At 73.4% G+C, this 26,230-nt stretch carries 23 protein-coding genes; 5 read left to right on the top strand and 18 right to left on the bottom strand.

All coding sequences use genetic code 11. From position 1 onward, the window contains the following. Positions 1-455 precede the first annotated feature (455 nt). The 10 genes from F9B16_RS20195 to F9B16_RS20150 form a co-directional block, all read right to left on the bottom strand. Entirely contained in the window at positions 456-1,268 is an 813-nt protein-coding gene (locus tag F9B16_RS20195; RefSeq protein ID WP_151541654.1) for a hypothetical protein, read from the bottom strand. Between the two features lie 51 nt (positions 1,269-1,319). Further along, positions 1,320-2,372 (bottom strand): 2-hydroxyacid dehydrogenase, encoded by a 1,053-nt coding sequence (locus tag F9B16_RS20190; protein WP_151541653.1) that lies wholly within the window; start codon positions 2,370-2,372, stop codon positions 1,320-1,322. Then, positions 2,369-3,001: a histidine phosphatase family protein gene (locus tag F9B16_RS20185; protein WP_151541652.1), complete on the bottom strand. Its 633-nt coding sequence runs from the start codon at positions 2,999-3,001 to the stop codon at positions 2,369-2,371. The genes F9B16_RS20190 and F9B16_RS20185 overlap by 4 nt, the downstream gene beginning before the upstream one ends. Further along, the gene (locus F9B16_RS20180; RefSeq protein WP_151541651.1) at positions 2,998-4,473 is read right to left on the bottom strand and encodes an FGGY-family carbohydrate kinase; all 1,476 of its coding nucleotides are present in this window, start codon (positions 4,471-4,473) and stop codon (positions 2,998-3,000) included. Before F9B16_RS20180 ends, F9B16_RS20185 begins: the two co-directional genes overlap by 4 nt. Then, positions 4,470-5,981: an FGGY-family carbohydrate kinase gene (locus tag F9B16_RS20175; RefSeq protein WP_151541650.1), complete on the bottom strand. Its 1,512-nt coding sequence runs from the start codon at positions 5,979-5,981 to the stop codon at positions 4,470-4,472. Before F9B16_RS20175 ends, F9B16_RS20180 begins: the two co-directional genes overlap by 4 nt. 31 nt (positions 5,982-6,012) lie before the next feature. Continuing rightward, positions 6,013-7,257: a sugar ABC transporter permease gene (locus F9B16_RS20170; protein ID WP_192808884.1), complete on the bottom strand. Its 1,245-nt coding sequence runs from the start codon at positions 7,255-7,257 to the stop codon at positions 6,013-6,015. Beyond that, positions 7,250-8,164, bottom strand: a complete 915-nt coding sequence (locus F9B16_RS20165) for an ATP-binding cassette domain-containing protein (protein ID WP_151541649.1) — start codon at positions 8,162-8,164, stop codon at positions 7,250-7,252. The genes F9B16_RS20170 and F9B16_RS20165 overlap by 8 nt, the downstream gene beginning before the upstream one ends. 36 nt (positions 8,165-8,200) lie before the next feature. Next, positions 8,201-9,277, bottom strand: a complete 1,077-nt coding sequence (locus tag F9B16_RS20160; protein ID WP_192808882.1) for a substrate-binding domain-containing protein — start codon at positions 9,275-9,277, stop codon at positions 8,201-8,203. 289 nt (positions 9,278-9,566) lie between these two features. Continuing rightward, positions 9,567-10,352, bottom strand: a complete 786-nt coding sequence (locus F9B16_RS20155) for a DeoR/GlpR family DNA-binding transcription regulator (RefSeq protein ID WP_151541648.1) — start codon at positions 10,350-10,352, stop codon at positions 9,567-9,569. Positions 10,353-10,424: 72 nt separating this feature from the next. After that, positions 10,425-10,823, bottom strand: a complete 399-nt coding sequence (locus F9B16_RS20150) for a rhodanese-like domain-containing protein (RefSeq protein WP_225991792.1) — start codon at positions 10,821-10,823, stop codon at positions 10,425-10,427. A 223-nt stretch (positions 10,824-11,046) separates the two neighbouring features. On the opposite strand from F9B16_RS20150, the gene asnB reads away from it, so the two are divergent. Then, positions 11,047-12,849: an asparagine synthase (glutamine-hydrolyzing) gene (gene asnB, locus F9B16_RS20145; protein WP_151541646.1), complete on the top strand. Its 1,803-nt coding sequence runs from the start codon at positions 11,047-11,049 to the stop codon at positions 12,847-12,849. Between the two features lie 57 nt (positions 12,850-12,906). Here the strand turns inward: asnB and F9B16_RS20140 are convergent, their stop codons facing one another. From F9B16_RS20140 to F9B16_RS20110, 6 genes are all read right to left on the bottom strand, one after another. After that, on the bottom strand, positions 12,907-13,434 hold the full coding sequence (locus F9B16_RS20140) for a hypothetical protein (protein WP_151541645.1): 528 nt from the start codon (positions 13,432-13,434) through the stop codon (positions 12,907-12,909). Then, positions 13,431-13,886: a hypothetical protein gene (locus F9B16_RS20135; protein ID WP_151541644.1), complete on the bottom strand. Its 456-nt coding sequence runs from the start codon at positions 13,884-13,886 to the stop codon at positions 13,431-13,433. Before F9B16_RS20135 ends, F9B16_RS20140 begins: the two co-directional genes overlap by 4 nt. Positions 13,887-13,917: 31 nt before the next feature. Further along, a complete protein-coding gene (locus F9B16_RS20130) occupies positions 13,918-14,211 on the bottom strand; it encodes a hypothetical protein (RefSeq protein ID WP_151541643.1) in 294 nt (97 codons plus the stop codon). Between the two features lie 488 nt (positions 14,212-14,699). Continuing rightward, a complete protein-coding gene (locus F9B16_RS20120; protein ID WP_151541641.1) occupies positions 14,700-15,140 on the bottom strand; it encodes a hypothetical protein in 441 nt (146 codons plus the stop codon). A 119-nt stretch (positions 15,141-15,259) separates the two neighbouring features. Next, positions 15,260-16,816, bottom strand: coding sequence for a phenylacetate--CoA ligase family protein (locus F9B16_RS20115; RefSeq protein WP_151541640.1), 1,557 nt, complete (start codon positions 16,814-16,816; stop codon positions 15,260-15,262). A 115-nt stretch (positions 16,817-16,931) separates the two neighbouring features. After that, entirely contained in the window at positions 16,932-18,458 is a 1,527-nt protein-coding gene (locus tag F9B16_RS20110) for a pyridoxal phosphate-dependent decarboxylase family protein (protein ID WP_192808881.1), read from the bottom strand. 140 nt (positions 18,459-18,598) lie between these two features. Between F9B16_RS20110 and F9B16_RS20105 the strand changes: the two genes are divergently transcribed. Then, positions 18,599-21,631, top strand: coding sequence for an FAD-binding and (Fe-S)-binding domain-containing protein (locus tag F9B16_RS20105; RefSeq protein WP_151541638.1), 3,033 nt, complete (start codon positions 18,599-18,601; stop codon positions 21,629-21,631). A gap of 2 nt (positions 21,632-21,633) precedes the next feature. Here the strand turns inward: F9B16_RS20105 and F9B16_RS20100 are convergent, their stop codons facing one another. Beyond that, a complete protein-coding gene (locus F9B16_RS20100) occupies positions 21,634-22,374 on the bottom strand; it encodes an IclR family transcriptional regulator (RefSeq protein WP_151541637.1) in 741 nt (246 codons plus the stop codon). A 104-nt stretch (positions 22,375-22,478) separates the two neighbouring features. Between F9B16_RS20100 and F9B16_RS20095 the strand changes: the two genes are divergently transcribed. Genes F9B16_RS20095 through dmpG form a run of 3 tightly spaced genes read left to right on the top strand, consistent with a single transcriptional unit; the run spans position 22,479 to position 25,251 of the window. After that, positions 22,479-23,276, top strand: coding sequence for a 2-keto-4-pentenoate hydratase (locus F9B16_RS20095; protein WP_151541636.1), 798 nt, complete (start codon positions 22,479-22,481; stop codon positions 23,274-23,276). Continuing rightward, positions 23,273-24,220: an acetaldehyde dehydrogenase (acetylating) gene (locus F9B16_RS20090; RefSeq protein ID WP_151541635.1), complete on the top strand. Its 948-nt coding sequence runs from the start codon at positions 23,273-23,275 to the stop codon at positions 24,218-24,220. The genes F9B16_RS20095 and F9B16_RS20090 overlap by 4 nt, the downstream gene beginning before the upstream one ends. Next, on the top strand, positions 24,217-25,251 hold the full coding sequence (gene dmpG / locus F9B16_RS20085; RefSeq protein WP_151541634.1) for a 4-hydroxy-2-oxovalerate aldolase: 1,035 nt from the start codon (positions 24,217-24,219) through the stop codon (positions 25,249-25,251). Before F9B16_RS20090 ends, dmpG begins: the two co-directional genes overlap by 4 nt. Before the next feature lie 15 nt (positions 25,252-25,266). On the opposite strand, the gene F9B16_RS20080 is transcribed toward dmpG, so the two are convergent. Further along, entirely contained in the window at positions 25,267-25,941 is a 675-nt protein-coding gene (locus F9B16_RS20080) for an HAD family hydrolase (RefSeq protein ID WP_151541633.1), read from the bottom strand. Positions 25,942-26,230 lie beyond the last annotated feature (289 nt).

Below are 26,230 nucleotides of genomic sequence, written 5' to 3'. Positions count from 1 at the left end.
GGGCCGGCCGCCAGCGCGAGCGCGGCGCACGCGGCGGCCGCCGGGGCGGCGAGCCGCGCGAGTCGGGCGGGAGCGTTCACGGGGTTTCCTCCTCGGAGAGGGTTTCCTGCCTCCGCGCGCGGGGGCGCCCGCGCGCGGCCCCCTGCGCGCGGCCCGCGGAATCCCGCCGTGACCGCGCCGATCACCCCTTGTTCATACCCGAGTGATCCCGGAAAGGATAGGGCGGTTCGCAAAGAGGCCCGCAATTCATCGGATTCCGATAAACGGACACCGAAGATCACTCACCTGCCCGTGAATCGGCACTCTCCGAAGGCCCGATACCACCGGATCTTACAACGGATCCGGAATTGGAACGGTCGCATCGGGAAGAATTCGGCGGGCGTGCGGAAACCGGTGGGAAGGCGCGCGGCCGGGCTTGGGAGGTACTGGACGGACCCGGCCGCGCGCCTGGCCTGTCAGCGGAACGCCGGCGTCATCGCGTAGACGCGGTTGGGCTTGTTGTAGCCCACGAAGACGCGCGATCCGCGGCCCGCGGGGGCGACGGCGAGGCCTTCGCTCTCGCCTGTCAGCGGGATGGTGATCGCTTCCAGGATCGTGCCCGCGCGGTCCAGTACCGTGATCGTGTTGTTGGTGTAGTACAGGACCTTGTCGCCGGACATTTCCAGGCCCTGCGGAACGCCCTGGTAGCCGAGCGGGAACGTCGAGCGGACATTCCCGTCGAGGTCGGTGAAGGCGAAGACGAACGGGCCGTTGTCGCCGGGCCCGGCGTGGACCAGCAATCCGTCGCGCTCATCATCGACGGCCACCAGACCGGAATTGCCGAGGGAGCCGAAGTCGATGGTGCGGACGATGCGCGGCTCGCCCGTCCAGTCGACGACGTTCACCTTTGTCGGGTTGGTGCCGCCGCCGGTCGCGACGTAGAGCAGTCCGTCGGCGCGGCGGACGCTGACCTCGGCGGCGTGCCCGACGTCGAGCGGCGCGCTCTCCTTGACCTTGGTGCCGTCGGGGCGGTATTCGCGGACGATGCCCTTGCCGCCGCCGACGTCGAAGCCGACGAAGAAGCGGCCGTGCTGGTAGGCGAGGCCCTGCATGTTGCCGGTGTCGGGGACGTCGAAGACGAGCTCGAAGGTGTAGGAGCGCTCGGCCGCGGCGGCGGGGCGGGCCGTCCCGGCCAGCGTCGCGGCGCCGGCGAGCGCGGCGGCGCCCGCGAGGCCGAGGGCCGTGCGGCGGGTCAGCGGGACGTCGGCGGGTAGGCGGGTCGGGTGCATCGTGCCTCCTCGTGGTGGGGGTTGCGCGGGGAGTCGGGAGCGAGGCCGGGGTCAGGCCGGCCGCGGCACGGTGAGGGCGCCGGGGTTGGCGCAGTGCAGGAGGGGCTCGCCGCGCAGGTGGCGGCCGACGTCCTCGGCGATGATGCGGGCGGCGTTCGCGGCGGTCTGCTTGCTGGCGCCCGCCAGGTGCGGGGTGACGATGACGTTCGGGGTGGTCAGCAGCCGCGACCCGGCCGGGATGGGCTCCTCGGGGAACACGTCGAACGCGGCGGCGAACAGGTGCCCGGACTCGACGGCGTCGCACGCGGCCTCGTAGTCCAGCAGCGCCCCTCGCGCGCAGTTGACGATGATCGACCCGGGCGCCATCGCGGCGATCTGCGCGGCGCCGATCATCCCGGTGGTCTGCGGGGTGGCGCGGGCGTGCAAGGAGACGATCTGCGCGCGCGCCAGCAGGTCGTCGAGCGGCACGAGTTCGGCGACGTCGGCGAGGTCGCCCAGGCCGTCCAGGTACGGGTCGTGGACGAGGACCTTCGCGCCGAGCGCGGCCAGCATCCGGGCGACGCGGCGCCCGACCGCGCCGCAGCCGACGAGCCCGACGGTGCTGCCGAGCAGCTCGAAGCCGACGGCCTCGTAGCGGTAGTAGTCGCCGCGCCACTGGCCCGCGACGAGGTCGCCGTGGGTCTGCGGGATCCGCCGGACGGCGGCGAGGATCAGCGCGAGGGTGTGCTCGGCGGTGGCGCCGGCGTTGCGTCCCGGCGCGTAGCAGACGGCGACGCCGTGCTCGGTGGCCGCCTCCAGGTTGGCGTTGACGGGCCCGCCCCGGCTGATCCCGAACAGCTCCAGGTCCGGGCACGCCTCCAGGACGCGGCGGGTGAGCGGCGCCATCTGGGTGACGCAGATCCGCGCGCCGCGCAGCGCCTCGATGAGCCGCTCCTCGGTGCCGGACGCCTCGTCCACCTCGGCGACCCGCCCGAACGGCTCGACCGGCCACGGCAGCGTGAGCTCGGCGAACTCCAGGTCGCCGGGGGCGGCGGCGCGCAGCGCGTCGATGAACAGGCGGTTGCGGACGAACAGGTCACCGGCCGCGAGGACGCGGGTCGTCATTGCAGGCTCCAGGGAACGAGCGATCCTTCGATCGCGGTGTTGAACTCCAGGAGGGCGGCGTCGCCGTCCCGGAGCCGGATCTCGGTCAGTGCGCAGTTGCCCAGCGACGGGAACCGCCGCCGGTAGTCCTTGAGCGGCAGCCCCAGCAGCCGGCACAGCGCGAGGCGGAGCGCGGTGGAGTGCGCGACGACGAGGACGCGGCCGCCGGGGTGCCGTCCGGCGATGTCGTGCAGGCAGGCGGTGAAGCGGCGCGCGGCGGCGGCCGGGTCCTCGCCGCCGGGCAGGTGGCCCGCGACGGGGTCGGCGCGGAAGGCGCGCAGCGCGTCGGGGAACGCGCGCTCCATCTCGTCGCGCGTGAGGCCCTCGCCGCGCCCGAAGTGCAGCTCGCGCAGCCGCGCGTCGACGACGGGGTCCGCGCCGATCGCCTTGGCGGACGGCTCGGCGGTGAGCCGCGCGCGGCCGAGGTCGGAGCACCAGACGGCGTCGGGACGGGCCGCCTCCGCCCACGCGCCGAGCAGCCGCGCCTGCTCCAGGCCTCGCCGCGTGAGCGCGACCTCGCTCGTGCCGGCGTAGCGGTTCTCGGCGTGCCATTCGGTCTCGCCGTGGCGGACGAGGACGAGCCGCGTCATCGGGCCGTCCTCGCGCGCGCGTGGGCGGCGGTCGGGGCGGGGAGCCATCCGCGTCCTTCCAGTTCGTCGACCATGCGCAGGTAGGCGTCGTCGAACCGGCCGGCGTCGCGCGGCCGCGGGTCGACGGTGGCCGCGACGGCGACCATGCGGGACGCGACGCCGGCGACATCGCGTCCCGGGGATGCGGCGAGGACGGCGGCGCCGAGCGCGGGCTCGGCCTGGCGCGGCAGCAAGACGGGCCGTCCGAGGACGTCGGCGCGCAGCTGGCACCAGTACCGCGACTTCGCTGCGCCGCCGGTGAGGGTCAGGTCACCGCCGGTGGGCGCGCCGAGCAGGTCGAGGTGGTCGAAGCAGAGCCGTTCGACGAACGCGACGCCCTGCAGCTCGGCGGCGTAGGCGTCGGCCTCGTCGCCGGTCGCTCCGAGCGTGAACCCGCGGGCGTCCGGCGCGACGAACGGGAACCGCTCCCCCGCGCCGACGAGCGGGTAGGTCAGCGCGGCGGCGGGTTCGCGGGCGGCGGCGCGGCGGTCGAGATCGGCGAGGTCGCGGCCCGGGAAGTCGCGGGTGAGGGCGCCCGCGCCGGTGCTGGACGCGCCGCCGGGCAGCCACCGCCCGTCCGGCGCCTTGTGGGAGTAGACGACGCCGAACGGGTCGTGGACGAGGTCGTCGGTGACGCCCTTCAGCACGAGGGTGGTGCCGAGGACGGAGTTCCAGGAGCCGGCGGTGAGGCGTCCGGTGCCGAGCTGGGCGGCGCACCCGTCGGTGGCGCCCGCGATCACCGGCGTGCCCTCCGGCAGCCCGGTCGCCGCGGCGGCGCCGGCGCCGACGGTGCCGAGCTGGGTGCCGGAACGTTCCAGCTCAGGGAGCAGACCGGCGGGGACGCCGAGCGCGTCGAGGACGTCCCGCGGCCAGGTCTCGGCGACGAGGTCGGCGCCGGTCTTGAGGGCGTTGCTGAGGTCGGCGGCGACCGGGTGCCCGGTGAGGCGCCGGTTCACGAAGTCGGCCTGGTGCGCGAGGCGCGCGCCGTCCGGCAGGTCCGGGACGTTCTCCAGCAGCCACAGCAGCTTGGGCAGCGCCCAGGCGGGCTGCATGCGCTGGTAGCCGAGTCTCCGCCACACCGCGCCGCCGGCCTCGTTGATCCGCTCGACGGCTCCGGCGGCGCGGGTGTCGTCGTACATCAGCGCCGGGGTCAGCGGCCGCCCGTCGCGGTCGGTCAGCAGGACGGTGCCGGACGTGCCGTCCACCGCGACGGCCTGCACCGCGCCCGCCGCGACGTCGCGGAGTGCTTCGCGGCAGGCCGCGCCGACGGCCGTCCACCACTGCTCGGGGTCCTGTTCGTGGCGGGGACCGTCGCGGCGGCCCGACAGCGGGGCCGTCCCGCTGCCCGCGACCTGCCCCGACGCGGTGACGGCCAGGGCTCGGACGCTCTGCGTCCCGAGGTCGACGCCGACCCAGACAGGTTCGGCGGTCACCGCTCACCCCCGCGCTCGCGCATCGCGGCGAGCGTGGGCCAGGCCGGCGCGGTGGCCTGGCGGATGTCCAGGAAGTCCTGGTAGGTCTGCGCGTAGTGCGCGGCCCGCCCGGGATCGGGTTCGTAGACCTCGCCCGGCCGGACGTACTGCCCGGCCGCTTCCCGCGCGTCCTTGGCGCGGCCGGTGGCGAGCAGCCCGACGATGAACGCGCCGCGCGCCCCCGCCTCGGCGTCGGCCGACCGGACGACGGGGACGCCCGTCACGTCGGCGAGCACTCCGAGCCAGAACGCGCTCGCCGAACCGCCTCCGCTGACCCGCAGCTCGGTCGGGCGCGTCCCGGCCGCCTCCAGGCAGTCCCGGACGACCAGGCTGAGCCCCTCCAGGACGGCGCGGGCGAGGTCGGCGCGCTCGTGCTCGACGGTCAGGCCGTGGAAGGCGCCGCGCGCCCGCGGGTCCAGGAACGGCGCGCGTTCCCCGGCGGGCGACAGGTACGGCAGGAACACCAGGCCGCCGGCGCCGGGCGGCGACTGCGCCGCCAGCGCGGACAGCGCGGACGGGTCGTCGCCGAGGCCGAGCGTCCGGCGGGCCCAGTCGACGACCTGGCCGCCCGCGAGCGTCGGGAACGCCCGCAGCCACCGGTCCGGCAGTCCCATCGCCACCGTGAACCCGGACGGCTCGCCGTCCAGGCGCGGCTCGTCCACGACCATCTCCGTGCACAGCGTCGTGCCGAGGATCGTGCAGGCCTGCCCGGTGCCGACCGCGCCCGCGCCGATCGCGGTGGACGCGATGTCGTAGGGCGCCAGGACGACCGGGGTCCCGGCGGCCAGGCCGAGCACGTCCGCCGCCTCCGGCGTGAGCGGGGCGGCCCGCTCGTCGTCGCCGAGCAGATCGGGCAGCAGCGGGCGGGCCCATTCCATCCCGTAGAGGCGGAGCAGGTCGCCGGAGTACGCGCGCTCGCGGACGTCCATGAACGGCGCCGACGCGTCCGAGGAGTCCGCCGCGACCCGCCCGGTGAGCCGCGCGAAGATCCAGCCGCCGCAGGTGAGGGACGCCGCGGACCGGGCGAGCCGGTCCGGGTCGTGCTCGCGCAGCCAGGTGAGGATCGCGTTGGGCAGCCCCGGGAACGGCAGCGACCCGTTCGCGGGGAACGCCTCGGCGATGACGCCGGAGCGCGCCCAGCCCTCGACGATCGCGGCGGCGCGGCCGTCGTTCCACAGGATCGCCGGACCGGCCGGCTCTCCGCCGGAGTCGACGAGCCAGCAGCCGTCGCCCTGCGCGGTGAGCGCGAGCAGGTCGACGCCCGCGCCCAGCGCGGTGACCTCGGCGGCGGCCTCGCGCACCGCGCCCGCCACCGCGTCCCAGACCTCGGCCATGTCCTGCTCGGCCCGGCCCGGCGCGGGCCGGGACACCGTGGTGGGACGGCGGACGACGGCCAGCTCCGTGCCGTCCTCGGCGTACCCGACCGCCTTGATCATCGTGGTGCCCGCGTCGACGCAGACGACCGCCATCGGCTCTCCCGTGAGGTGCGGAAACAGGGGGTCAGGCGCGGCCGTGCGTCCGCCGCGACCGGCGGGCGACCGAGTCCAGCGCCACGGCCAGCAGCAGCACCGCGCCGGTGACCATGAAACGGTAGGACGAGTCGAGGTTCAGCAGCGTCAGGCCGCTGGAGATCGACTGGATGACGACGATGCCGAGCAGCGCCGCGAACGCGTTGCCGCGCCCGCCGAACAGGCTCGTCCCGCCGATGACCGCCGCCGCGATCGCGTTGAGGTTCACGTCGCCGCCGCCGCTGCTCTGGTTCGACGCCGCGAGCCGGGCCGCCGCGAGGATCCCGCCGACCGCGGCGAGCGTCGTGCACACCACGAACGCCGAGGTGTAGACGGCCTTGACGTTGATGCCGGCGCGCCGGGCCGCCTCGACGTTCCCGCCGACCGCGTACACCGACTTGCCGTACTTCGTCCGGGACAGGACGTAGTGCGTCGCCAGCACCAGGCCGAGGAACAGCACGAACATCCAGCCGACGCCCCGGTCTCGGCTCAAGTACCAGACGGCGACCGCGAGGCCCGCCAGCAGGACGGCGCTGCGCAGCACGAGCGTCTGCTCGGTGGTGGCGGGCAGGCCGGCCCTGCGGCGCGCCGCAGCCCGCGCGTGGCCCGTCCAGTACAGCGCGCCGGCGCCCGCCGCGACCAGCGCGTACGCCAGCCACGGCGGGACGAAGTCGAGCTGCGCGAACGTCACCAGCCACGAGTCGAACGGCAGGTTGATGGAGCCCTTCGGGCCGAGGATCCACAGCTGGAGGCCGAGGAAGCCGAGCAGGCCGGCGAGGGTGATGACGAAGCTCGGCACGCCGAGCCGGTTGAACACCTGCGCGTAGAACCAGCCGATCAGGCAGCCCGCGGCGGCCGCCGCGACGAGCGCCACCACGGCGGGCATCCCGTGGTCGACGAACAGCACCGCGGTGATCGCCGCGCTGAGCCCGCTGACGGAGCCCACCGACAGGTCGATCTGCCCGACCAGCAGCATGAACACCACGCCGAGCGCGATCACCCCGACGGGCACGCACTCCATCGCCAGGTTCACCAGGTTCGCGCTGGACAGGAACACCGGGTTCAGGATCTGCATGACGGTCCAGATGACCACCAGGCCCGCGACGACCGGCCAAACGCCGAGGTCGCCGCCGCGCACCCGGTCCGCCATCCCGGCGAGGGTGGCGCGCAGGCCGCGGTCCTGCGGCTCCTCGGCCGGCGCCCGCTCCACCGGCGGCGCCGTGGTGAGGTCACTCATCGCCGTCCCCCTTCGTCATCGCGGTCGTCGGGACCTGCTCGTCCGCGGCGGGCTCGGCGTCCGCTCCGGCGCCGTCCTCGGGATCGGGTCCGCCGCCGGACGGGCGCGCGCGCCGGGAGCGGCGGCTGACCACGTTGTCGGTCGCGCCGGTGATCGCCGCGACCAGCTCCTCGGCGGACGTCGCCTCCGCGTCGAACACCCCGTTGTTGCGGCCGAGCCGCAGCACGGCGACGCGGTCCGCGACCGCCTTCACGTCCGCCATGTTGTGGCTGATCATGATGACGCCGAGGCCGCGCTCGCGGAGCCGCTCGATCAGGTTCAGCACCTCGGCGGTCTGCGCGACGCCGAGCGCGGCGGTCGGCTCGTCCAGGATGATGACCTTCGGGTCGCCGAGCAGCGACCGGGCGATCGCGACGGTCTGCCGCTGCCCGCCCGACAGCGCCGCGACCGGCGCCTCCACCGACGGGATCTTCGCCGACAGCTGGCGCAGCAGCTCCCGGGACCGGACCTCCATCGCGACCTCGTCCAGCCGCAGCGCGCGCAGCTCCCGGCCGAGGAACAGGTTCTCGATGACGTTCAGGTTCTCGCAGAGCGCGAGGTCCTGGAAGACGGTCGCGATGCCGAGCTGCTGCGCCGCCGCGGGGCTCGGCACCGCGACCTCCCGGGACTCGAACGTGATGGTCCCCGCGTCCGGCGGGTGCACCCCGGACAGGACCTTCACCAGCGTGGACTTCCCGGCGCCGTTGTCGCCGACGAGCGCGACGACCTCGCCCGCCGCGACGTCCAGGTCGACGCCGGTGAGCGCGGCGACCGCGCCGAAGGACTTGCTGATGCCGCGCAGCGACAGCAGCGCGCCGTCCTCGGCGGCGGCCGGGGCGGGGGCCGTGGGGGTGGGCGTGGGTGACATGACCGACCTTCGTGGATCGTTGCCCGGTACGGGCCGCTACTTGATGCCGAGCTGGGTGCAGCCCGCGGCGTACTCGGCGGTGCAGACCTGCGACGCCTTGAGCGCCCCGCCCGGTCCGAGCAGCACCGTGGCGATGTTGTCCTTCGTCACCACGGTCGGCGTGAACAGCTGCGACGGGGTGTTGAACAGCGTCGCGTTCGGCTTCGGCTCGTCGCCCTTGACCAGCTCGTACGCCGCCTCCGCGGCGGCCTCCGCGACGATCTTGATCGGCTTGGAGATGGTGTTGTACTGATCGCCGTTCACGATCCGCTGCGCGGCGGCGAGCTCGGCGTCGTTGCCGGTGACCGGCGGCACCGGCTTGCCGGCCGCCTTGAACGCGGCGACGCTCGCGCCGCCCGTGCCGTCGTTGGCCGCGACGACGCCCGCGATCTGGCCGCCGAACTTGCTGATCTGGCCGCTCACCCAGTCCTGCGCCTTGGCGGGCTCCCAGCCGGGGGTGTCGTACTCGGCGAGCAGCTTGAAGCCGGACGGGTCGACCGCGCTGTGGATGCCCTTCTTGATCAGGTTCGCCGCGGCGTCCGTCGGCGAGCCGTTGACCTCGAGGATCCCGCCCTTGGCCTTGGCCTGCTTCAGGTGGTCGACCAGCGACTGGCCGATCATCGCGCCGATCTTCTCGTTGTCGAAGGAGACGTAGAAGTCGGCCTTCGCGGCGGGGATCGGCCGGTCGTAGGCGATCACCGCGACCTTGCGGGACTGCGCCATCCGGACGATGGACGCGGCCGCCGCCGAGTCGACCGGGTCGATCACGATGGCCTTCACGCCCTGCGCCAGCACGGAGCTGGCCTGCTGCTGCTGCTTCGAGGCGTCCGCGCCAGCGTTCTGGTACAGCACCGAGCAGCCGCCGCACAGCTGCTTCATCTTCGCCTTGAACAACGGCGCGTCGTACAGCTCGTAGCGGGTCGAGGCGATGTCCGGCATGAGGAACGCGATCTTGGCGTTCTTCGCGTCGCCGCCGGTCGAGCCCGCGCTCTTGGACGAGCAGGCCGCGGCGGGGGCGAGCACGGCCAGGGCCGCGGCGGCCGCGGCGGCCGTCCGGAGGGAAAGCTTCGTCACTGAGGTCTCCTCGGTGCTGCGCCCGTGGGAAAGGGCGGCCGATCCAGCGCGGCGGCCGTCCGGGCCGGGTCCGACCGGCCGTCGCGGGGAGAACGTAACACCCAGAACGTTAGAAGTGTCAATACTGCGACGTTAACTAACATTCACCGACGTGATCCGGTGGCGAAGCGACCGCGGAACACCCCAGGTCACAACTCGATATCGACCGTGCGGACCCTCTAGGCGGCAGGGGGCGCCGTGGTGTTGGTTCTAACATCGCCCATCACAGGAAGGCGGGCGGGAGGAGCGCTCAGGCGCGCGCGGCGACCTCGTACTCGACCTTGTGCCGGTCGAGCTCGCGGAGCGCCGCGGCGGACGCCCCGTCGTCGGTGATGACGCGCTCGAACTCGCCCAGCGGCGCCACCCGGTGCAGCGCGGTGCGCCCCAGCTTCGTGTGGTCCACCAGCAGGACGTTGCGGACTGCGCTGCGCAGCATCGCCCGCTTCACCACCACGACCCGCTGCTCCTGGTGGCAGGCGTTGCCCGCGGACACCGCCGACGTCGACACGAAGCACAGGTCGACCTGCAGCGACTCGATCGCCTCGACGCACGAGACGCCCATGAACGAGTTGTGCAGCGGGTCGTAGTCGCCGCCGAGCGCGATCAGCCGGACGCCCTGCACGGGGGCGAGGAGGTTGAGGCAGTCGAGGAAGTTGGTGACGATCGTCAGCGGGCCGGCGTCCTTGATCCGGCGGGCCAGCGCGAGCGCGGTGGTGGAGTCGTCCAGCATGATCGCCATGCCGGGCTCGACCAGCTCCGCCGCGGCGGCGGCGATCGCCTCCTTCTCCTCGCGCATCGACTTGCCCCGGTAGGCGACGCTGCTCTCGAAGACGCCCGAGCGCTGCGCGGTGACCCCGCCCCGGTACTTGCGGACGATGCCCTGCCGCTCCAGCTCGTCGAGGTCGCGGTGGATGGTCATCAGGCTGACCCCGAACCGCTCCACCAGCTCGGCGGCGGTCGCCGAGCCCTGGGCGAGGACCGCCTCGGCGATCGCGTCCTGGCGTTGCGCGGGCCCCCGCCGCTGCCGGTTGGTCATGCCCCGCTCCTCCGTCCGGACGCCGCGAGCGCGGCGGGTCGAGGGGAAGTTAACATCCCTGATGTTAAGACCTCAACCGGCGCTGTCACTCCCCGCGGTGGCGGGCAGGCCGGCGTCGCGCCATGCCTTGAAGCCGCCGACCACGTCGGTGGCGCGGGTCAGGCCGAGGTCGTGCAGGGACGCCGCGGCGAGGCTCGAGGTGTAGCCCTCGGAGCAGAACACGATGACGCGCACGTCGTGCCCGGTGGCCTGCGGCAGGCGGGCGCCCGACTGCGGGTCGAACCGCCACTCCAGGACGTTCCGCTCGACTATCAGGGCGCCGGGGATCTCACCCTCGGCCGCCCGCTGCGCGGCCGGGCGGATGTCCACCAGCAGGGCGCCCGCGCCGGACTCGGCGTGCGCCGCGCGGGGGTCGAGCCGGTCGAGCCGCCCGCGGGCGGCGGCGAGGATCTCATCGATGCTGCGAGGCATGTCCCCCAGCATGGCATCAGATTCCCTACTGAGCGAATAGGAAATCCGGTGCTCGGCCGGAGGGGAGCCCATGATGCTCTCGTCCAGCTCAGCGTGGGCGCCGCTCGTCACGGCGAGATGGCAAGAGCGGGCGGCGGTGAGGTTCGTTACAGATTCGTTTCTTGTCAAATGAGGTAAGGAAGGACAGTTACCTGCACGACGCACATGTCAGAAGGGACGTTCCATGTGCGGCATCGCCGGATGGGTGGACTACGAACGCGACCTCACCAAGGAGCGGGCCACGGCGCTCGCGATGACCCGGACCATGGCCCGGCGCGGGCCCGACGACGAGGGCCTGTGGACGGGCCCGCACGCCGCGCTCGGCCACCGCCGCCTCGCCGTCATCGACATCGAGGGCGGCGTCCAGCCGATGACGGAGGGCCCCGCCACCCTCGTCTACAGCGGCGAGACCTACAACTTCCACGAACTCCGCCGCTACCTCGAAGCACACGGCCACCGCTTCCGGACCCGCAGCGACACCGAGGTCGTCCTGCGCTCCTACCTCGAATGGGGCGGGGACTTCGCCGGCCGCCTCAACGGCATGTACGCGTTCGCGCTGTGGGACGCGGGCCGCGAGGAGCTGCTCCTCGGCCGCGACCGCATGGGCATCAAGCCGCTCTTCTACGCTCCCACGGGGAACGGCGTCCTGTTCGGATCCGAGCCGAAGGCGATCCTCGCCAACCCGCACTTCACCGCCCGCGTCGGCGAGGAGGGCCTGCTGGAGGTCCTCACCAACGCCAAGACCCCCGGCCACGGCGTCTTCACGGGCATGCACGAGGTGATCCCCGGCCACACCGTCACCGTCTCCCGCGAGGGCACGTCCGACCGCCGGTACTGGGCGCTCACCGCGCGCGAGCACACCGACGACGTGCCGGCGACCGTCCGGCACGTCCGCGAGCTCCTCGACGACATCGTCGAGCGGCAGCTGATCTCCGACGTCCCGCTGTGCACGCTGCTGTCCGGCGGCCTGGACTCCAGCGCGCTGACCGCGCTCGCCGACCGGGCCCTCGGCCGCGACCACGTCCGCTCCTTCGCGGTCGACTTCGTGGACGAGACCGGCGGGTTCGTCCCCGACGACCTGCGCGAGACGGCCGACGGGCCGTACGTCCACGACGTCGCCGAGCACGTCGCCTGCGACCACTCCGACGTCGTCCTCGGCAACGACCAGCTCGCCTCCCCCGAGGCGATGCGCACCGTGCTGCGCGCCCGCGACCTGCCCGCGATGGGCGACATGGACAGCTCCCTGTACCTGCTGTTCGCCGAGATCCGCAAGCAGTCGACGGTCGCGCTGTCCGGCGAGTCCGCGGACGAGGTGTTCGGCGGCTACCGCTGGTTCCACGACCCCGGCGCGGTCGCCGCCGACGCGTTCCCGTGGACGTCCGCGGCGCTCGGCCAGGGCCTCGACCTGCTCGACCCGGACCTGCGCGCCAAGGCCGGCGCCTACCAGCGCGACCGCTACCACGAGGCGCTCACCGAGGTGCCGCACCTGCCAGACGCGTCCCCGCGCGAGCGCCGCATGCGGGAGATCTGCTACCTGCACCTCACCCGGATGGTCCGGCTGCTCCTCGACCGCAAGGACCGGATGAGCATGGCCGTCGGCCTGGAGGTGCGCGTCCCGTTCTGCGACCACCGGCTCGTCGAGTACGTGTTCAACACGCCGTGGTCGCACAAGACCTACGACGGCCGCGAGAAGAGCCTGCTGCGCGGCGCGGTCGCCGACGTGCTCCCCGACTCCGTCGTCCGGCGCCGCAAGAGCCCCTATCCCGCCACCCAGAACCCCGGTTACGAGCAGGCCGTCCGCGACCGGCTGCGCGCCGTCGCCGCCGACTCCTCCGCTCCCGTCCGCGACTTCCTCGACCCGGACGCGGTGCGCGCGGCGCTCGACCGGCCGCTCGGCAAGGCCAGCATCCAGCGCGACCGCGTGCCCATCGAGCGCGCCCTGGCGTTCGCCGACTGGCTCGACGAGTACCGCCCCGCCCTCGCCTGACCCGCCCGCCCGCGCGGGCCGGGGCGGCCGCGCCGTCCCGGCCCGCGCGGGCGGGGTTCACACCTCGACGACCCGCAGCGCCGCGTGGTTCCTGGTGTTCAGGTAGAGCTTCTCCTTCGTCCCGTCCTGCTCCAGTTCGAGGACGAGCCGGTAGCGGTACAGCCCGGGCCGCGCCGTGCTGCGGATCGCCCCGGCCCAGTAGTAGTAGATCGGCGTGTAGGGCGAGCGCATCAGGTCCGGCATCCCGTAGATCTTGAGCTCGGTCATGATCCGCTGCTCGGCGACGTCCTCCTCGTCGCCCCGCTCGGTGTCGAGGAACACCAGGTTGTTGATCTTCGGCATGGGCGGCCAGGTGCCGTCCGGCCGCTTGTGCATTTCGATCGGCCGGATGATCCAGTTGACCACCTGGCCCTGCTTGCAGATCGTCTCCAGGTGGTCGGTGCCCTGCCCGACGCCGCCGACGCTGTTGTCCATCATGAACAGCGCGTCGTCGAGCGAGCCGGTCTCGCAGGCCCGTTCCATGTTCACCAGCGTGACGACGTTCAGCTGGACGGAGTTGAGCTGGCCGCGGGTCTCGGTGGTCATCGGCGCTCCTTCCCTGCGGCCCCTGCGGCGGCCTGGCCGACCAGGGCCGGCGACGACACGGCGAACGGCTCGGTGACGGTGCCGAGCCGGAACTTCAGCCGGTACGGGACGGGCTCGGCGACGTGCCGCTTCACCGTCCCGGTCCAGTAGACGATGTCGGTGTCGGGGTACACCTTCCGTTCGGGCGTGCAGATCTTGTCGTCGATGACGATGCCGTCGATGGCGGCGTAGGTCTCGCACTCCAGCACGACGACGTTCCAGATCAGCGTGTCGCCGGAGCTGACGCGGGTGCGCAGGTCCGCGGTGCCGAACCCGGTGGACCCGGCGGTCTTGTTCGTGTCGTACAGGAAGAGGTTCCCCTCCAGTTCTCCGGTGGCGAGGGCGGCGACCGGGTCGACCACCGCGGTGATCGTCACGGGCCGGGACTCGGGCGGCTTGGCCTTGCTGGGCATCGGCTCTCCGTTTCGGGTCGGTCGGCGGGGCTCAGGGCATCGGCAGCACGCCGAGGCCCCCGCCGGTGAAGGCGTTGCGCTTGGGGTCGCTGGTGACCCTGATGGCGGAGTCGCAGGTGTAGTCGACCGGCTCCCAGGCCGGCTCGCCGTTGCGCCACACCAGCTCGTGCAGCTGGACGTGCATCGTGTACCGGTAGGTGCCCGGACGGGACGTGTCGACCGACGCGGCCCAGTACCAGCCGTCCGACACCATGTCCGGCGAGCCGTACTGCGCCGGGTACATGATCTTCTCTTCCACGGCGGGCCCGGTGATGTCGGTGATCACCGGGTTGGGGTGGTTGTAGGCCTGCCCCTCGCCGGTGACGACGTTGCCGGTGACGTCGAGGACCTTGCCGGTCGCGGGCGCGGGCGCCGACGCGGCGGCGCAGCCCCTCCAGCTCGGCGGCGGTGTCGACCGAGGGGTCGGCGGCCCGGTCGGCGACGCCGGCGATCTCCTCCAGCGCCTCCTGGTCGGTGGCCTCCGCGCGGTCGGAGTGGTAGCCGCGCGGCACGGTCGGCGGGATGGAGCCGAGGCTGGCCGGCAGCCAGTTCAGCACCTGCTCGGTGGCCTGCGAGCCGTCGGCCCAGTAGGTGCCGGGGCAGATGGTCACCAGGTCCGCGGTGCCCTGCCCGGTCGAGCCGAGGAACTTCATGTTGTCGAAGAAGTAGACGTTGCCGGTCAGCGTCCTGGACTGGAGCGCGTTGGCGATGTCGACGAGGACGATGATCCCTTGCTGCTGGGCCATGGCTGCCCCTTCCGGGTCGCGGGTCGGGTCACGCGCACATCAGCGCGGGCGTGTCGATGTGCAGGACGCTGTTGCGGCCCTCGTGCATCTGCACCTCGAGCCGGTACCGGTAGGGCACGCCGCGCACGAGATGGCCGGGGACGATCCCCTCCCAGACCTCGAGGTCCAGGTTCTCGCCGCCGCCCGCCTGCCCGCCCCGCGCCTCGGGCGCCGCGGCGGGCTCGGAGCCGCCGCCGGGCGGCAGGAAGGTGATGGCGGAGATCTCGGCGGTGGTCTGGACGTCCACCGCGACCGCGGTCCACTTCACGACCTGTCCCGGCACGACGATGGTGCACAGGTCGACGGTGCCCTGGCCGGGGCTGTCGAAGGAGCCGTCGTCCACCAGGGAGAGGTTGCCGTTGTGCAGGGTCCTGTCCGAGAGGGCCCCGACGGCGTCCACGAGGACGACGATGTTGACGTGCGGATTCACTGGCACTCCTGTTCTGGGCGGTGCGGTTTCCGGGCGGTGCGGTTTCCGGGCGGTGTGCTATCCGGGCGGTGCGGTTTTCCGGCGGTGCGGTCCGGGCCGGGTCCGCCCGTTGCCCGGCGTCACCCCCGGTCGCGGACCAGGGGGACCTTGCCGACGGCCGTCCGCTCGATCTCGGGGGACGAGCGGGGCACGAACGCGAGGTGGAAGCGGTAGCCGGTGCGCTCGACCGCCGCCTGGGTGGCCTCCCGGTCGTTGAACAGCGACAGGGAGCGGGGCAGCGCGCCGGCGAACACCCGCTGGACGCCGGACGGCCCGAGCACGGCGGACACCGCGTGCGCGAGGCCGTCGGCGTCGTCGACGGCGGCGAGCAGCGTGATGGTCTTGCCTTCGCGGTGGTTGACGAACTGCACGTCGTGGGCGGCCTCGTCCAGGTCGACGCCGGTGGCCGTGCGCAGGTCCTCCCGGACGGCGGCGTAGGCGAGCGCGGCCGAGTACTGGCTGTCGTTGATGTGCAGGACGTCGCCGGTGCGGCCGGCGAACTCGAACCGGCCGGTCTTCAGCCCGGGCCCGTCGAGGGCGGGCCGGCGGATCATCCGGTCGCCGAGCTTGAGCCGCAGCAGCGGCGCCTCGTGCGCGTGCAGCCGGGTGACGACCAGCTCGCCCTCCTCCCCCTCGGCGACGGCGCGGCCGTGCTCGTCGACGATCTCGACCAGGTGCAGGCCGGGGACGGCGGCCAGCCAGGGCGAGTCGTCGCGGAGCTGGAGCCCGATCGTCTCGGCCTGGGTGGCGGCGAAGTAGCTGAGGATGGCGACGTTGGGGTAGACGGCGCGCAGCTCGGCGCGCTTGCGGTGCGGCAGCACGCCGCTGCCGTACATCGCGACGCGGAAGCTCTCGCGCGCCTCCCGGCTCAGCCCGGCGCCGAGGTCGCCGAGGATCGCGATGCCCGCCGAGATCCCCATCATGGCCTTGGGGCCGGGGTAGGAGAACATGTGCTGCAGCACCGGCGCGGTGACGGGCCCGGCGCCGATGTAGTTCACGCCGGGGACCTGCTGCAGGACGCCGCCGACCATCGTCCCGCTGCTCCACATCTGGTAGTCGGCGAGGTTGGTGAACAGCCACCTGGGGTCGCCGCCGGGCAGGTGGTCGCGGAGCTGGTAGGCGCCCATGAAGGCGCCCGCGATCCGGTAGGTGTCGCGCAGCTCCCGCAGCGAGTAGACGATCTCCAGCGGCATCCCGTCGCTGGTGCCGCCGCTGGCGACCACCTCGAACCCGCCGTGCCCGAGCGGCACGACCATGCCGGGGCGGGCGCCCATGAACATGTCGCGCTGGACGGTCTTGTCCGACAGCGGCACCCGCTCCCACTCCTCGTAGGTGGTGGGCGCGCCGGTGACGCCGGAGGCGGCCAGCCGCTCGCGCCACAGCGGGTTGAGCAGCACCGTGTTGATCATCTGGCCGAGGCGGCGGAGCACCAGGGCGTCCTGGATCTCGTGCGGGGTCTCGCTGTAGGGGACGCCGCAGATCCGCTCGCACTCGCGCATCTTGCTCGCGAACGACGGCAGCGCGCGGACGTCGTCCACCGACCACGGCCGCATCTCCTCTTCAGGGATCAGCCGCGCGGCCAGCTCCGCGCCGTCTCCGGGTGATCGCCCGGGAGGGGCGAGGATCATTGAGGTCATAAGGTTCTCCTGTTCGTCGCGGTGGGGTGATGCGGGGGTTCGTGAGGGCGCGTCGCGGGGGCGGCAGGGGGCGTTGCGGGGGCGATTGCGGGGGGCGGGGACGGTTGCGGGGCGGTCAGGCGAGGTCGTCGCGGAGGAGGCGCTCTCCGGTGGTCCTGATCTCGGCGAGCAGCATCCGGAAGTGCTCGGGGGTCACCTGGTGGTTCATCAGGACGACGCGCAGGGCGGCGACGCCCCGGATGTTCACCTTGGAAATGAAGAACCGGCCGGCCAGCCTGACCTGTTTCCTGATCCGGAGCTGCAGGCGATGGACGCGGTCGTCATCGATTCCCTGCGGGCGGTAGCGGAAGCAGAGAATGTTCGCCTCCGGCTGGTGCAGGGTCTCGAAATCGGGGTCGTCGAGAAGGACGTGATAGGCCTCGTTCGCCGTCCGGCACAAATGCTCGATCTTCTCGGCGAACAATGCGCGCCCGTACATCGCCCAGAGGGTCCACAACGGCATGATCATCGGTCGTTTCGTACACTCGACGTTCTTGTCGCCGTTGTCGAACTCGCAGTGCGCGTCCGGTTCCTCGTCGGAGACGTAGCTGGCGACGCTGCGGTGGAAGGCGCCGGGGGCGTCCCGCGCGTCGCGGTAGAACAGCATCGTGCAGGGCGCGGGGACGAACATCAGCTTGTGCGCGTCCCAGGTCAGCGAGTCGGCCTTCTCGATGCCGCGCAGCCGGTGCCGCAGCGTGTCGGAGACCAGCAGGCTGGCGCCGTGCGCGCCGTCCACGTGCAGCCAGATGCCGCGCGCGGCGGCGACGCCGGCCAGCTCGTCGATCGGGTCGAAGGCGCCGAGCGCGGTGGTGCCGGCCGACGCCACCAGGCAGAACACCTCCAGGCCGCGGCGCTCGGCGGCGGCGAGCGCCGCGGGCACCCGGCGGGCGGCGATCCGGCCGCGCCGGTCCACCGGCAGCCGGACGATCCGGGACTCGCCGATGCCGAGGATGCCGGCCGCGCGGGTCACGCTGTAGTGCACGTCCTCGCCGACCGCGATCGCGGGGCGGCCGCGGCCCCGGTGCTCGCCGCGCGCCCAGATGCCGGGGCAGGTGCGGTTGCGGGCGGCCAGCAGCGCGGTGAGGTTGGCCAGCGAGCCGCCGGACGTGGTGACCATCGCGAACCGGCCGGGCTCCCAGCCGATGAAGCGGTTGAGCTCCTCGGCCATGATCCGCTCGGCCGTGATCGGCAACTGGCCGGCCTCGTAGTAGGTCGACGGCTGGTTGACGACCGAGCCGACGAAGTCGATCACGCCCGCGAGCGGGACGGTGCCGGAGAACTGCCGGCCCATGTAGCCGGGCGAGTGCACCTGGATCCCGGTGCGCAGGTAGAGGTCGACGATCGCGGCGAGCCGCTTGTCGTCGAAGTCGGCGATGCTCTCCCGCTCGGTGGTCATCAGCGCCCGCGCGGCCCGCGACAGCGCGCCGGGGTCCGACAGCTCCAATCCGCGCACCGAAAGGTCGGCCAGATGCGATTCCAGCCGGGCGGCGACCGCCTCGGAATTCCTCCGGAAGAGGGCCGGCTCGAATGCGGCGAACAGCGACTCCTTCGAGTCCGTCCAGTGCGGCAAGGTCGGCGGGCATTCTTCCGACACGTCGGTCACGTTGGCGCCCTCCATTTTCTGACCGGTTAAGAAACTCACCTGACAGGGGCGAGTGTAGGCAGAATTCGACATGCACAACAAGGGCATGTACTGCTAACCATGGGGACACCGCCGCCTTTGGGCGGACGACGCTTTGATCAATGCAGAATGCCTGCTTTGTCGTCTTTAAACGGCTCTTACCGAAAGGCGGGCGAGCCGCGCGGCCGCCCGCCGCGCGCCGTCCGCCGCCCGGTGGCCGCGCTCGGGATGGCGCGGTACTACCGTCGACGGCAGGGCGCCGCCTCGGCGCGGCGGCCCGGGTCCAGGGCGAAGGGGCGGATGTGGGCGATCACGGCGGTCTCGTGGCGGCGCTGCGGCGCGCCGGGGTCAGCGGGGTGGACGACTCGGCGCTGGCCCGGTCGATGTACGCCTCGGACGCCTCGCTGTACCGCGTCCCGCCCGCGGTCGTGGTGACGCCCCGCGACACCGCCGAGCTGCCCGCGGTGCTGGCGGTGTGCCGGGAGTTCACCGTGCCGCTGACGATGCGGGGCGCGGGCACGTCCATCGCGGGCAACGCCGTCGGCCCCGGCGTGGTCGTGGACGCGAGCCGGCACCTGAACCGGGTGCTGGAGATCGACCCGGACGCCGGGACGGCGCTGGTCGAACCCGGCATCGTGCAGGCCCGGCTGCACCAGGTCGCGGGCGCGCACGGGCTGCGGTTCGGGCCCGACCCGTCCACCCGGACCCGCGCCACCCTCGGCGGCATGATCGGCAACAACGCGTGCGGGTCGCGGGCGCTCGGCTACGGCCGCACCAGCGACAACGTGCTCGGCCTGGACGCGGTCGCCGGGACCGGGGAGCGGCTGCGGCTCGGCGACGTCCCCGGAGGCCCGGCGGGCAGCCTTCTCCTTGAGCGCCTGCGCGGGCTGGTGGGCGAGAACCTCGCACTGATCCGGACCGAGTTCGGGCGGTTCGGCCGGCAGGTGTCGGGCTACTCGCTGGAGCACCTGCTGCCGGAGAAGGGCTTCGACGTCGCGCGCGCGCTGGTCGGCAGCGAGGGGACCCTCGCCGTGACGCTCGCGGCGCGGCTGCGGATGGTCCGCGAGCCCGCCCGCCGGCTGCTCGTCGTGCTCGGGTACGGGTCGATGGCCGAGGCCGCCGACGCCGTCCCGGCGATCCTGCCGCACGGCCCGGTCGCCTGCGAGGGGCTCGACTCGCGGATCACGAACGTGGTGCGGGAGCGGCGCGGCCCGGACGCGGTGCCGCCGCTGCCCGAGGGCTCGGGCTGGCTGCTGGTGGAGCTGGCCGGCCCGGTGATCGGACCGCTGCGCGACACCGCCCGCAAGGTCGTCGCCGAGTCCGGAAGCGCCGGCTCGATGCTGGTCGAGGACATGGCGCTGGCGGACGCGCTGTGGCGGATCCGCGAGGACGGCTCGGGCCTGGTGGCGCGCACCCCGGACGGCCGGCAGGCGCACGCCGGCTGGGAGGACGCGGCCGTCCCGCCCGAGCGGCTCGGCTCGTACCTGCGCGAGTTCGAGGCGCTCCTCGACGGGTACGGCCTGTTCGGCGTCCCGTACGGGCATTTCGGCGACGGCTGCGTACACGTCCGCATCGACTTCCCGTTCGACCGTCCCGGCGGCACCGGCGTGTTCCGCGACTTCCTGAACGAGGCCGCGGCGCTCGCGGCGCGGCACGGCGGCACGATGTCCGGCGAGCACGGCGACGGGCGCGCGCGCGGCGAACTGCTGCCGCACATGTACTCCGCCGAGGCGCTCGACCTGTGCGCGCAGGTCAAGGATCTCTTCGATCCCGACGACCTGCTGAATCCGGGGATCATCGTCCGGCCCGCTCCGGTGGACGCCGACGTGCGGATGGCGGGCATCGCCCCGGTCACCCGCGCGCAACTCCCGACGCTCGGCCTCGCCTACCGGCACAACGGAGGCGACCTGTCACGGGCCGTGCACCGCTGCACCGGCGTCGGCAAGTGCCGTGCCGACAACACCGGGACCGGCGGCGTGATGTGCCCGTCGTACCTCGCCACCCGCGAGGAGAAGGACACCACGCGCGCGCGGGCCCGCGTCCTGCAGGACGTCGTCTCCGGGCATCTCGGTCCGGACGGCTGGAAGTCCGAGGCCGTACACGACGTCCTCGATCTCTGCCTGTCGTGCAAGGGCTGCGCGTCCGACTGCCCCACCGGCATCGACATGGCGTCCTACAAGGCCGAGGCACTCCACCAGCGCTACCGCCGCAGGATCCGGCCCCGCGCGCACTACGCGCTCGGCCTGCTGCCGCGCTGGACGCGGCTGGCCGCGAAGGCGCCCGCCGCCGTGACGGTGGTGAACGCCGCGATGCGGTCGCGGGCGCTGCGTCCGCTGGTCGCCTGGGCCGCGGGCATCGACCGCCGCTGCTCCCTGCCCGCCTTCGCGCCCGTCACGTTCCGCCGCCGGTTCGCCTCCCACCGCAGCCCGGAGGGCCGCAACGGCGAGGTCGTCCTGTTCGTCGACACCTTCACCGACGCCTTCTCCCCCGACGTCGCCGACGCGACCGTCAAGGTCCTCGAACACGCCGGCTACCGCGTGACCGTCACCGAGCGCCCGGTCTGCTGCGGCATCACATGGATCTCCACTGGCCAGCTCGACGGCGCCCGCGCCCAGCTCCGCCGCACCGTCCGGGCCCTCCTCCCGCCGGTGCGGCGCGGCGCGAAGGTCGTCGGCATGGAGCCGTCCTGCACCGGGGTGCTCCGCTCCGACGCCGAGGAGCTGCTGCGCGGCGTCGATGCGGCGGCGGCCCGCGAGGTCGCCGCCGCCACCCGCACCCTCGCCGAGCTGCTCGCCGAGACCCCGGACTGGACGCCGCCCGACCTGTCCGGCGTCACCGGGATCGCGCAGCCGCACTGCCACCACCACGCCGTCATGGGCTGGACGAAGGACGCCGCCCTGCTCGAGGACGCCGGCGCCGCGATCGCCCGGCTCGGCGACTGCTGCGGCCTCGCCGGGAACTTCGGCGTCGAGAAGGGCCACCACGACGTGTCCGTCGCGATCGCCGAGCACCGGCTGCTCCCGGCCGTCCGCGAGGCCGCCGAAGGCGACGTCGTCCTCGCCGACGGCTTCAGCTGCCGCACCCAGCTCGCCGACCTCGCGTCCAGGCGGGGCGAGCACCTGGCCCAGCTCCTGGCCCGCCACCTCCCGGAGTGACGTCAGCGGCGGGCGAGGGTCCGCGACAGGGTGAGGGCGGCGGTGTGGACGGCCGGCGCGACGGCGGCCAGGCGCATGCGGTTGGACCAGCCGGACACCGACAGCGCGCCGATCGCCTCGCCGTCCGGGCCGAGGACGGGGCTCGCCGCGCAGAGGATGCCGTTGCCGGACTCCTCCCGATCGTAGGCGACGCCCTCCTCGCGGATCTTCGCCAGCTCGCGGGTGAACAGGCCGGGCGCGACGACGGTGCGCTCGCCGACCTTGACCAGCCCCGCGTCCAGCACCCCCTGGACGACCTCCGGCGGTGAGAACGCCAGGATCGCCTTGCCGACGCCGGTGGCGTGCGCGGGCAGCCGCCCGCCGACCTGCGACGGCATCCTCGGCGCGTCGGACGCGCCGAGGATCTCCACGTACACGACCTCCGCGCCCTCCAGGACGGCGAGGTGGACGGTCTGCCGCGTCGCCTCCCGCAGGTCCGACATGTACGGCACGGCGGCGTCCCGCAGGACGCGCTGCCGGGGCACCCGCTGGCCGATCTCGAACAGCCTGAGGCCGAGCCGCACCCGCGTACCCTGCCGCTCCAGCAGCCCCGCCTCCACCAGGTCGAGGGCGATCCGGTGCGCCGTCGAGCGCGGCAGGCCGCTGCGGCGGGCCAGCTCCGCCGCGCCGAGCCCGTCGTCGTCCGCCCGGAAGGCGGTCAGCACCGCGACGGCGCGGCGCAGGAAGGTGTCGTCGGACGGCATGGCCTCACTGTAGAAGACGTGTCCCACCACGCGGGACGGCCGCGTTGCCCGGACGGCCCCCGGCGCGGAAGGCTCGTCGCAGAGACGACCGAAAGGAAACGGCCATGGACCCGGGTTCAGTGGAGAAGGCTTCGAGGGCCCTCCTCGACGCGTACGCCTCCGGCGTCCCGATCGCCCCGCTCACCGCGTCGCACCCCGGCATGACGGTGGACGACGCGTACGCGATCCAGCGCGCCCAGTCGGACGCGTGGACCGCCGCGGGCGCCCGGATCAAGGGCCACAAGGTGGGGCTGACGTCCGCCGCGATGCAGCGCCAGATGGGCGTGGACCAGCCGGACTTCGGCGTCCTGCTGGACTCGATGTTCCTGCCGGAGAGCAGCCCGATCGACACGGGCCGCTTCCTGCAGCCGCGGGTGGAGCCGGAGGTCGCGTTCGTGCTCGGCCGGCCGCTGTCCGGGCCCGGCGCGACGGCCGCCGACGCGGTCGCCGCGGTGGAGTACGTGCTGCCCGCGCTGGAGGTCATCGACTCGCGGATCGCCGACTGGAAGATCACGCTGCCGGACACCATCGCCGACAACGCCTCCAGCGGCGGCCTGGTGCTCGGCACCCGGCCCGTCCGGCTCGGCGACCTCGACCTCGCGCTGATGGGCTGCCTGCTGCACCGCGACGGGAACCTGATCGACACCGGCGCGGGCGGCGCGGTGCTGGGCTCGCCGATCAACGCGCTGGTGTGGCTGGCCAACGTGCTGGGCGAGCGCGGCATCGCGCTGGAGGCCGGGCACGTGGTGCTGCCCGGCTCGATCACCGCGGCCGTCCCGGTCGCGCCAGGAGAGACGCTCACGGCGACGTTCGCCGGGATCGGTTCCGTCACCGCACGGTTCGGAAAGGAGGAGCTCAAATGAGCGAAGCGACCCGGGGGGCGCGGGGGGTCGTCCCCCCTCGAGAAGGCGCGCGCAAGCTGACGGCCGCGATCGTCGGGCCCGGCAACATCGGCACCGACCTGCTGGTCAAGCTGACGCGCAGCGAGCTGATCGACGTCCACTCGATGGTCGGGGTGGTGCCCGACTCCGACGGCCTCGCCCGCGCCCGCAAGATGGGCGTGCCGGCGTCGGCGGAGGGCGTGGACTGGCTGCTGAAGCAGCCGACGCTGCCCGACCTCGTGTTCGAGGCGACGTCGGCGAAGGCGCACCTCGCCAACGCCCCGCGCTACGAGGAGGCGGGGATCACCGCGATCGACCTGACGCCCGCCGCCACCGGGCCGCTGGTGTGCCCGCCGGTGAACCTGGACACGCTGTCGGACGCGCCGAACCTCAACATGATCACCTGCGGCGGGCAGGCGACGATCCCGATCGTGCACGCGGTGTCGTCGGTCGTCCCGGTGCCGTACGCGGAGATCGTCGCGTCGATCGCCTCGCGGTCCGCCGGTCCCGGCACCCGCGCGAACATCGACGAGTTCACCGAGACCACGGCGCGCGCGATCGAGCAGGTCGGCGGCGCGACCCGGGGCAAGGCGATCATCATCCTGAACCCGGTCGACCCGCCGATGATCATGCGGGACACGGTGTTCTGCGCGATCCCGTCCGACGCCGACACCAAGGCGATCGCCGCGTCGATCGAGAAGATGGTCGCCGAGGTCGCCACGTACGTGCCCGGCTACACGCTGCGCGCCGAGCCGCAGTTCGACGAGCCCCGCGACATCTGGAACGGGATGGCCCGCGTCGCGGTGTTCCTGGAGGTCCGCGGGAACGGCGACTACCTGCCGCCGTGGGCCGGCAACCTCGACATCATGACCGCGGCCGCCGCCCGGGTGGGCGAGCAGCTCGCGCGCAGGAAGGCCACCTCATGACCGAGCAGACGGCGGAGAAGATCCGCATCACCGACTCGACGCTGCGGGACGGCAGCCACGCGATGGCGCACCGCTTCACCGAGGAGCAGGTCCGCGGCGTGGTGCACGCCCTGGACAGCGCCGGCGTCGAGGTCATCGAGGTGACGCACGGCGACGGCCTCGGCGGCTCGTCCTTCAACTACGGCTTCTCGCTGGAGGACGACGTCAAGCTCGTCGCCGCGGCCGTGGACGAGGCGACCCAGGCGAAGATCGCGGTGCTGCTGCTGCCGGGCCTCGGCACGGTGAACGACCTGCGGATGGCGCACGACGCGGGCGCGTCGGTGGCGCGGGTCGCGACGCACTGCACCGAGGCGGACGTGTCGCTGCAGCACTTCGCGGCGGCCCGCGAGCTCGGCATGGAGACCGTCGGGTTCCTGATGCTGTCGCACCGGGTCGGGCCGGAGGAGCTGGCGAAGCAGGCGCGGATCATGGTGGACGGCGGCGCGCAGTGCGTGTACGTCGTCGACTCGGCGGGCGCGCTGGTGCTCGGCGAGGCGCAGGAGCGGATCAGCGCGCTGGTCAAGGAGATCGGGCACGAGGCGCAGGTCGGCTTCCACGGCCACCAGAACCTCTCGCTCGGCGTCGCGAACTCGGTGCTGGCGCAGCAGAACGGCGCCCGGCAGATCGACGGGGCGCTGTGCGCGCTCGGCGCGGGCGCGGGCAACTCCCCGACCGAGGTGCTGGTCGCGACGTTCGAGCGGCTCGGCATCCCGACGGGCGTGGACGTGCAGGGCGCGATGGCCGCCGCCGACGACGTGGTGAAGCCGTTCCTGCACCGGCTGCCGTTCGCGGACCGCGGCGCGATCACGCAGGGCTACGCGGGCGTGTACTCCAGCTTCCTGCTGCACGCCGAGCGGGCGGCGGAGCGCTACGGCGTGCCGGCGCACGAGATCCTGCAGAAGGTCGGCGAGGCCGGCTACGTCGGCGGCCAGGAGGACATGATCATCGACGTGGCGCTGCAGCTCGCCGCCGAGCGCGACCGCGCGTCCTGACCCGGTCCCGCCGCCTCAGGCCCGGGAGCCCGCTCCGGCGAGCGGGCTCCCGTCCAGGTCGCCGAGGAGGGCGCGGGGGGCGTCGTAGACGGCCGCCGCGCCCGCCTCTTCCAGCTCGTCCCGGCTCCATCCGCCGGTGAGGACGCCCACACACGGCATCCCGGCGCGCGCGGCGGCCTCGACGTCCCAGCGGGTGTCGCCGACGAACACGGCCCGCGCGGCGGGCACCCCGGCGCGTTCCAGTGCCAGTTCGACCAGGTCGGGGGCCGGTTTGCTGGCTCCGACCTCCGATGACGAGGTGGCCTCGTCGATCGCGTCGTCGGCGTCGAGCGCGGCGCGCAGCGCCTTCAGCTCGGGGACGGCGGCGGAACTCGCGAGCACGACGCGGCCGCCGCGCCGGTGGCAGGCGCGCAGCAGGTCGGCCGCGCCGTCGAACGGCTTCAGCCGCGTCCAGTACTGCGCGTAGAGGGCGGTGTGCGCCGACCGGATCGCGTCGTCGGCGTCGCGGTCCCGGTCGCTCGGCAGCAGGTGGTCGAGCAGCTTGTCCGAGCCCATCCCGATGGCCCGGTGGACGTCCGCCATCGGGACCGTGTGGCCGTGCTGCAGGAACGCCTGCCACCACGTCGTGGCGTGCAGGTAGTTGGTGTCGACCAGCGTCCCGTCGACGTCGAAGAGCACCGCATCGATCATGCGGGGGCCCTACCCGCGCGGGAGCGGGAGAACCGGCGCCGGCCGCACCTTTGGGCGCGCGTGCGGCCGGCACCGGGGCTTCGGCGGCGGGCGTCCGAGACGCCGGACCAATCCGTTGACCGGAACTCTAGGCGCACTTTGGCGGTGCGACAATAGCTGTTGGCAGATCGCCAATAAGAGGGTTCCCGGTCCCGCGGCGCGACCGACCTGGGAGACCGCGGCGCGCGCCACCGCGCAAAGGCGACCGCCCCGCGGCCGGAGCCGCGGGGCGGTGACGGTACGGGAGGGC

The organism is Actinomadura montaniterrae (assembly GCF_008923365.1).
In the GTDB taxonomy this organism is placed as follows: domain Bacteria; phylum Actinomycetota; class Actinomycetes; order Streptosporangiales; family Streptosporangiaceae; genus Spirillospora; species Spirillospora montaniterrae.
The sequence above is the reverse complement of the archived record's forward strand: the minus strand, read 5'-3'. Positions and strand labels throughout refer to the sequence as shown.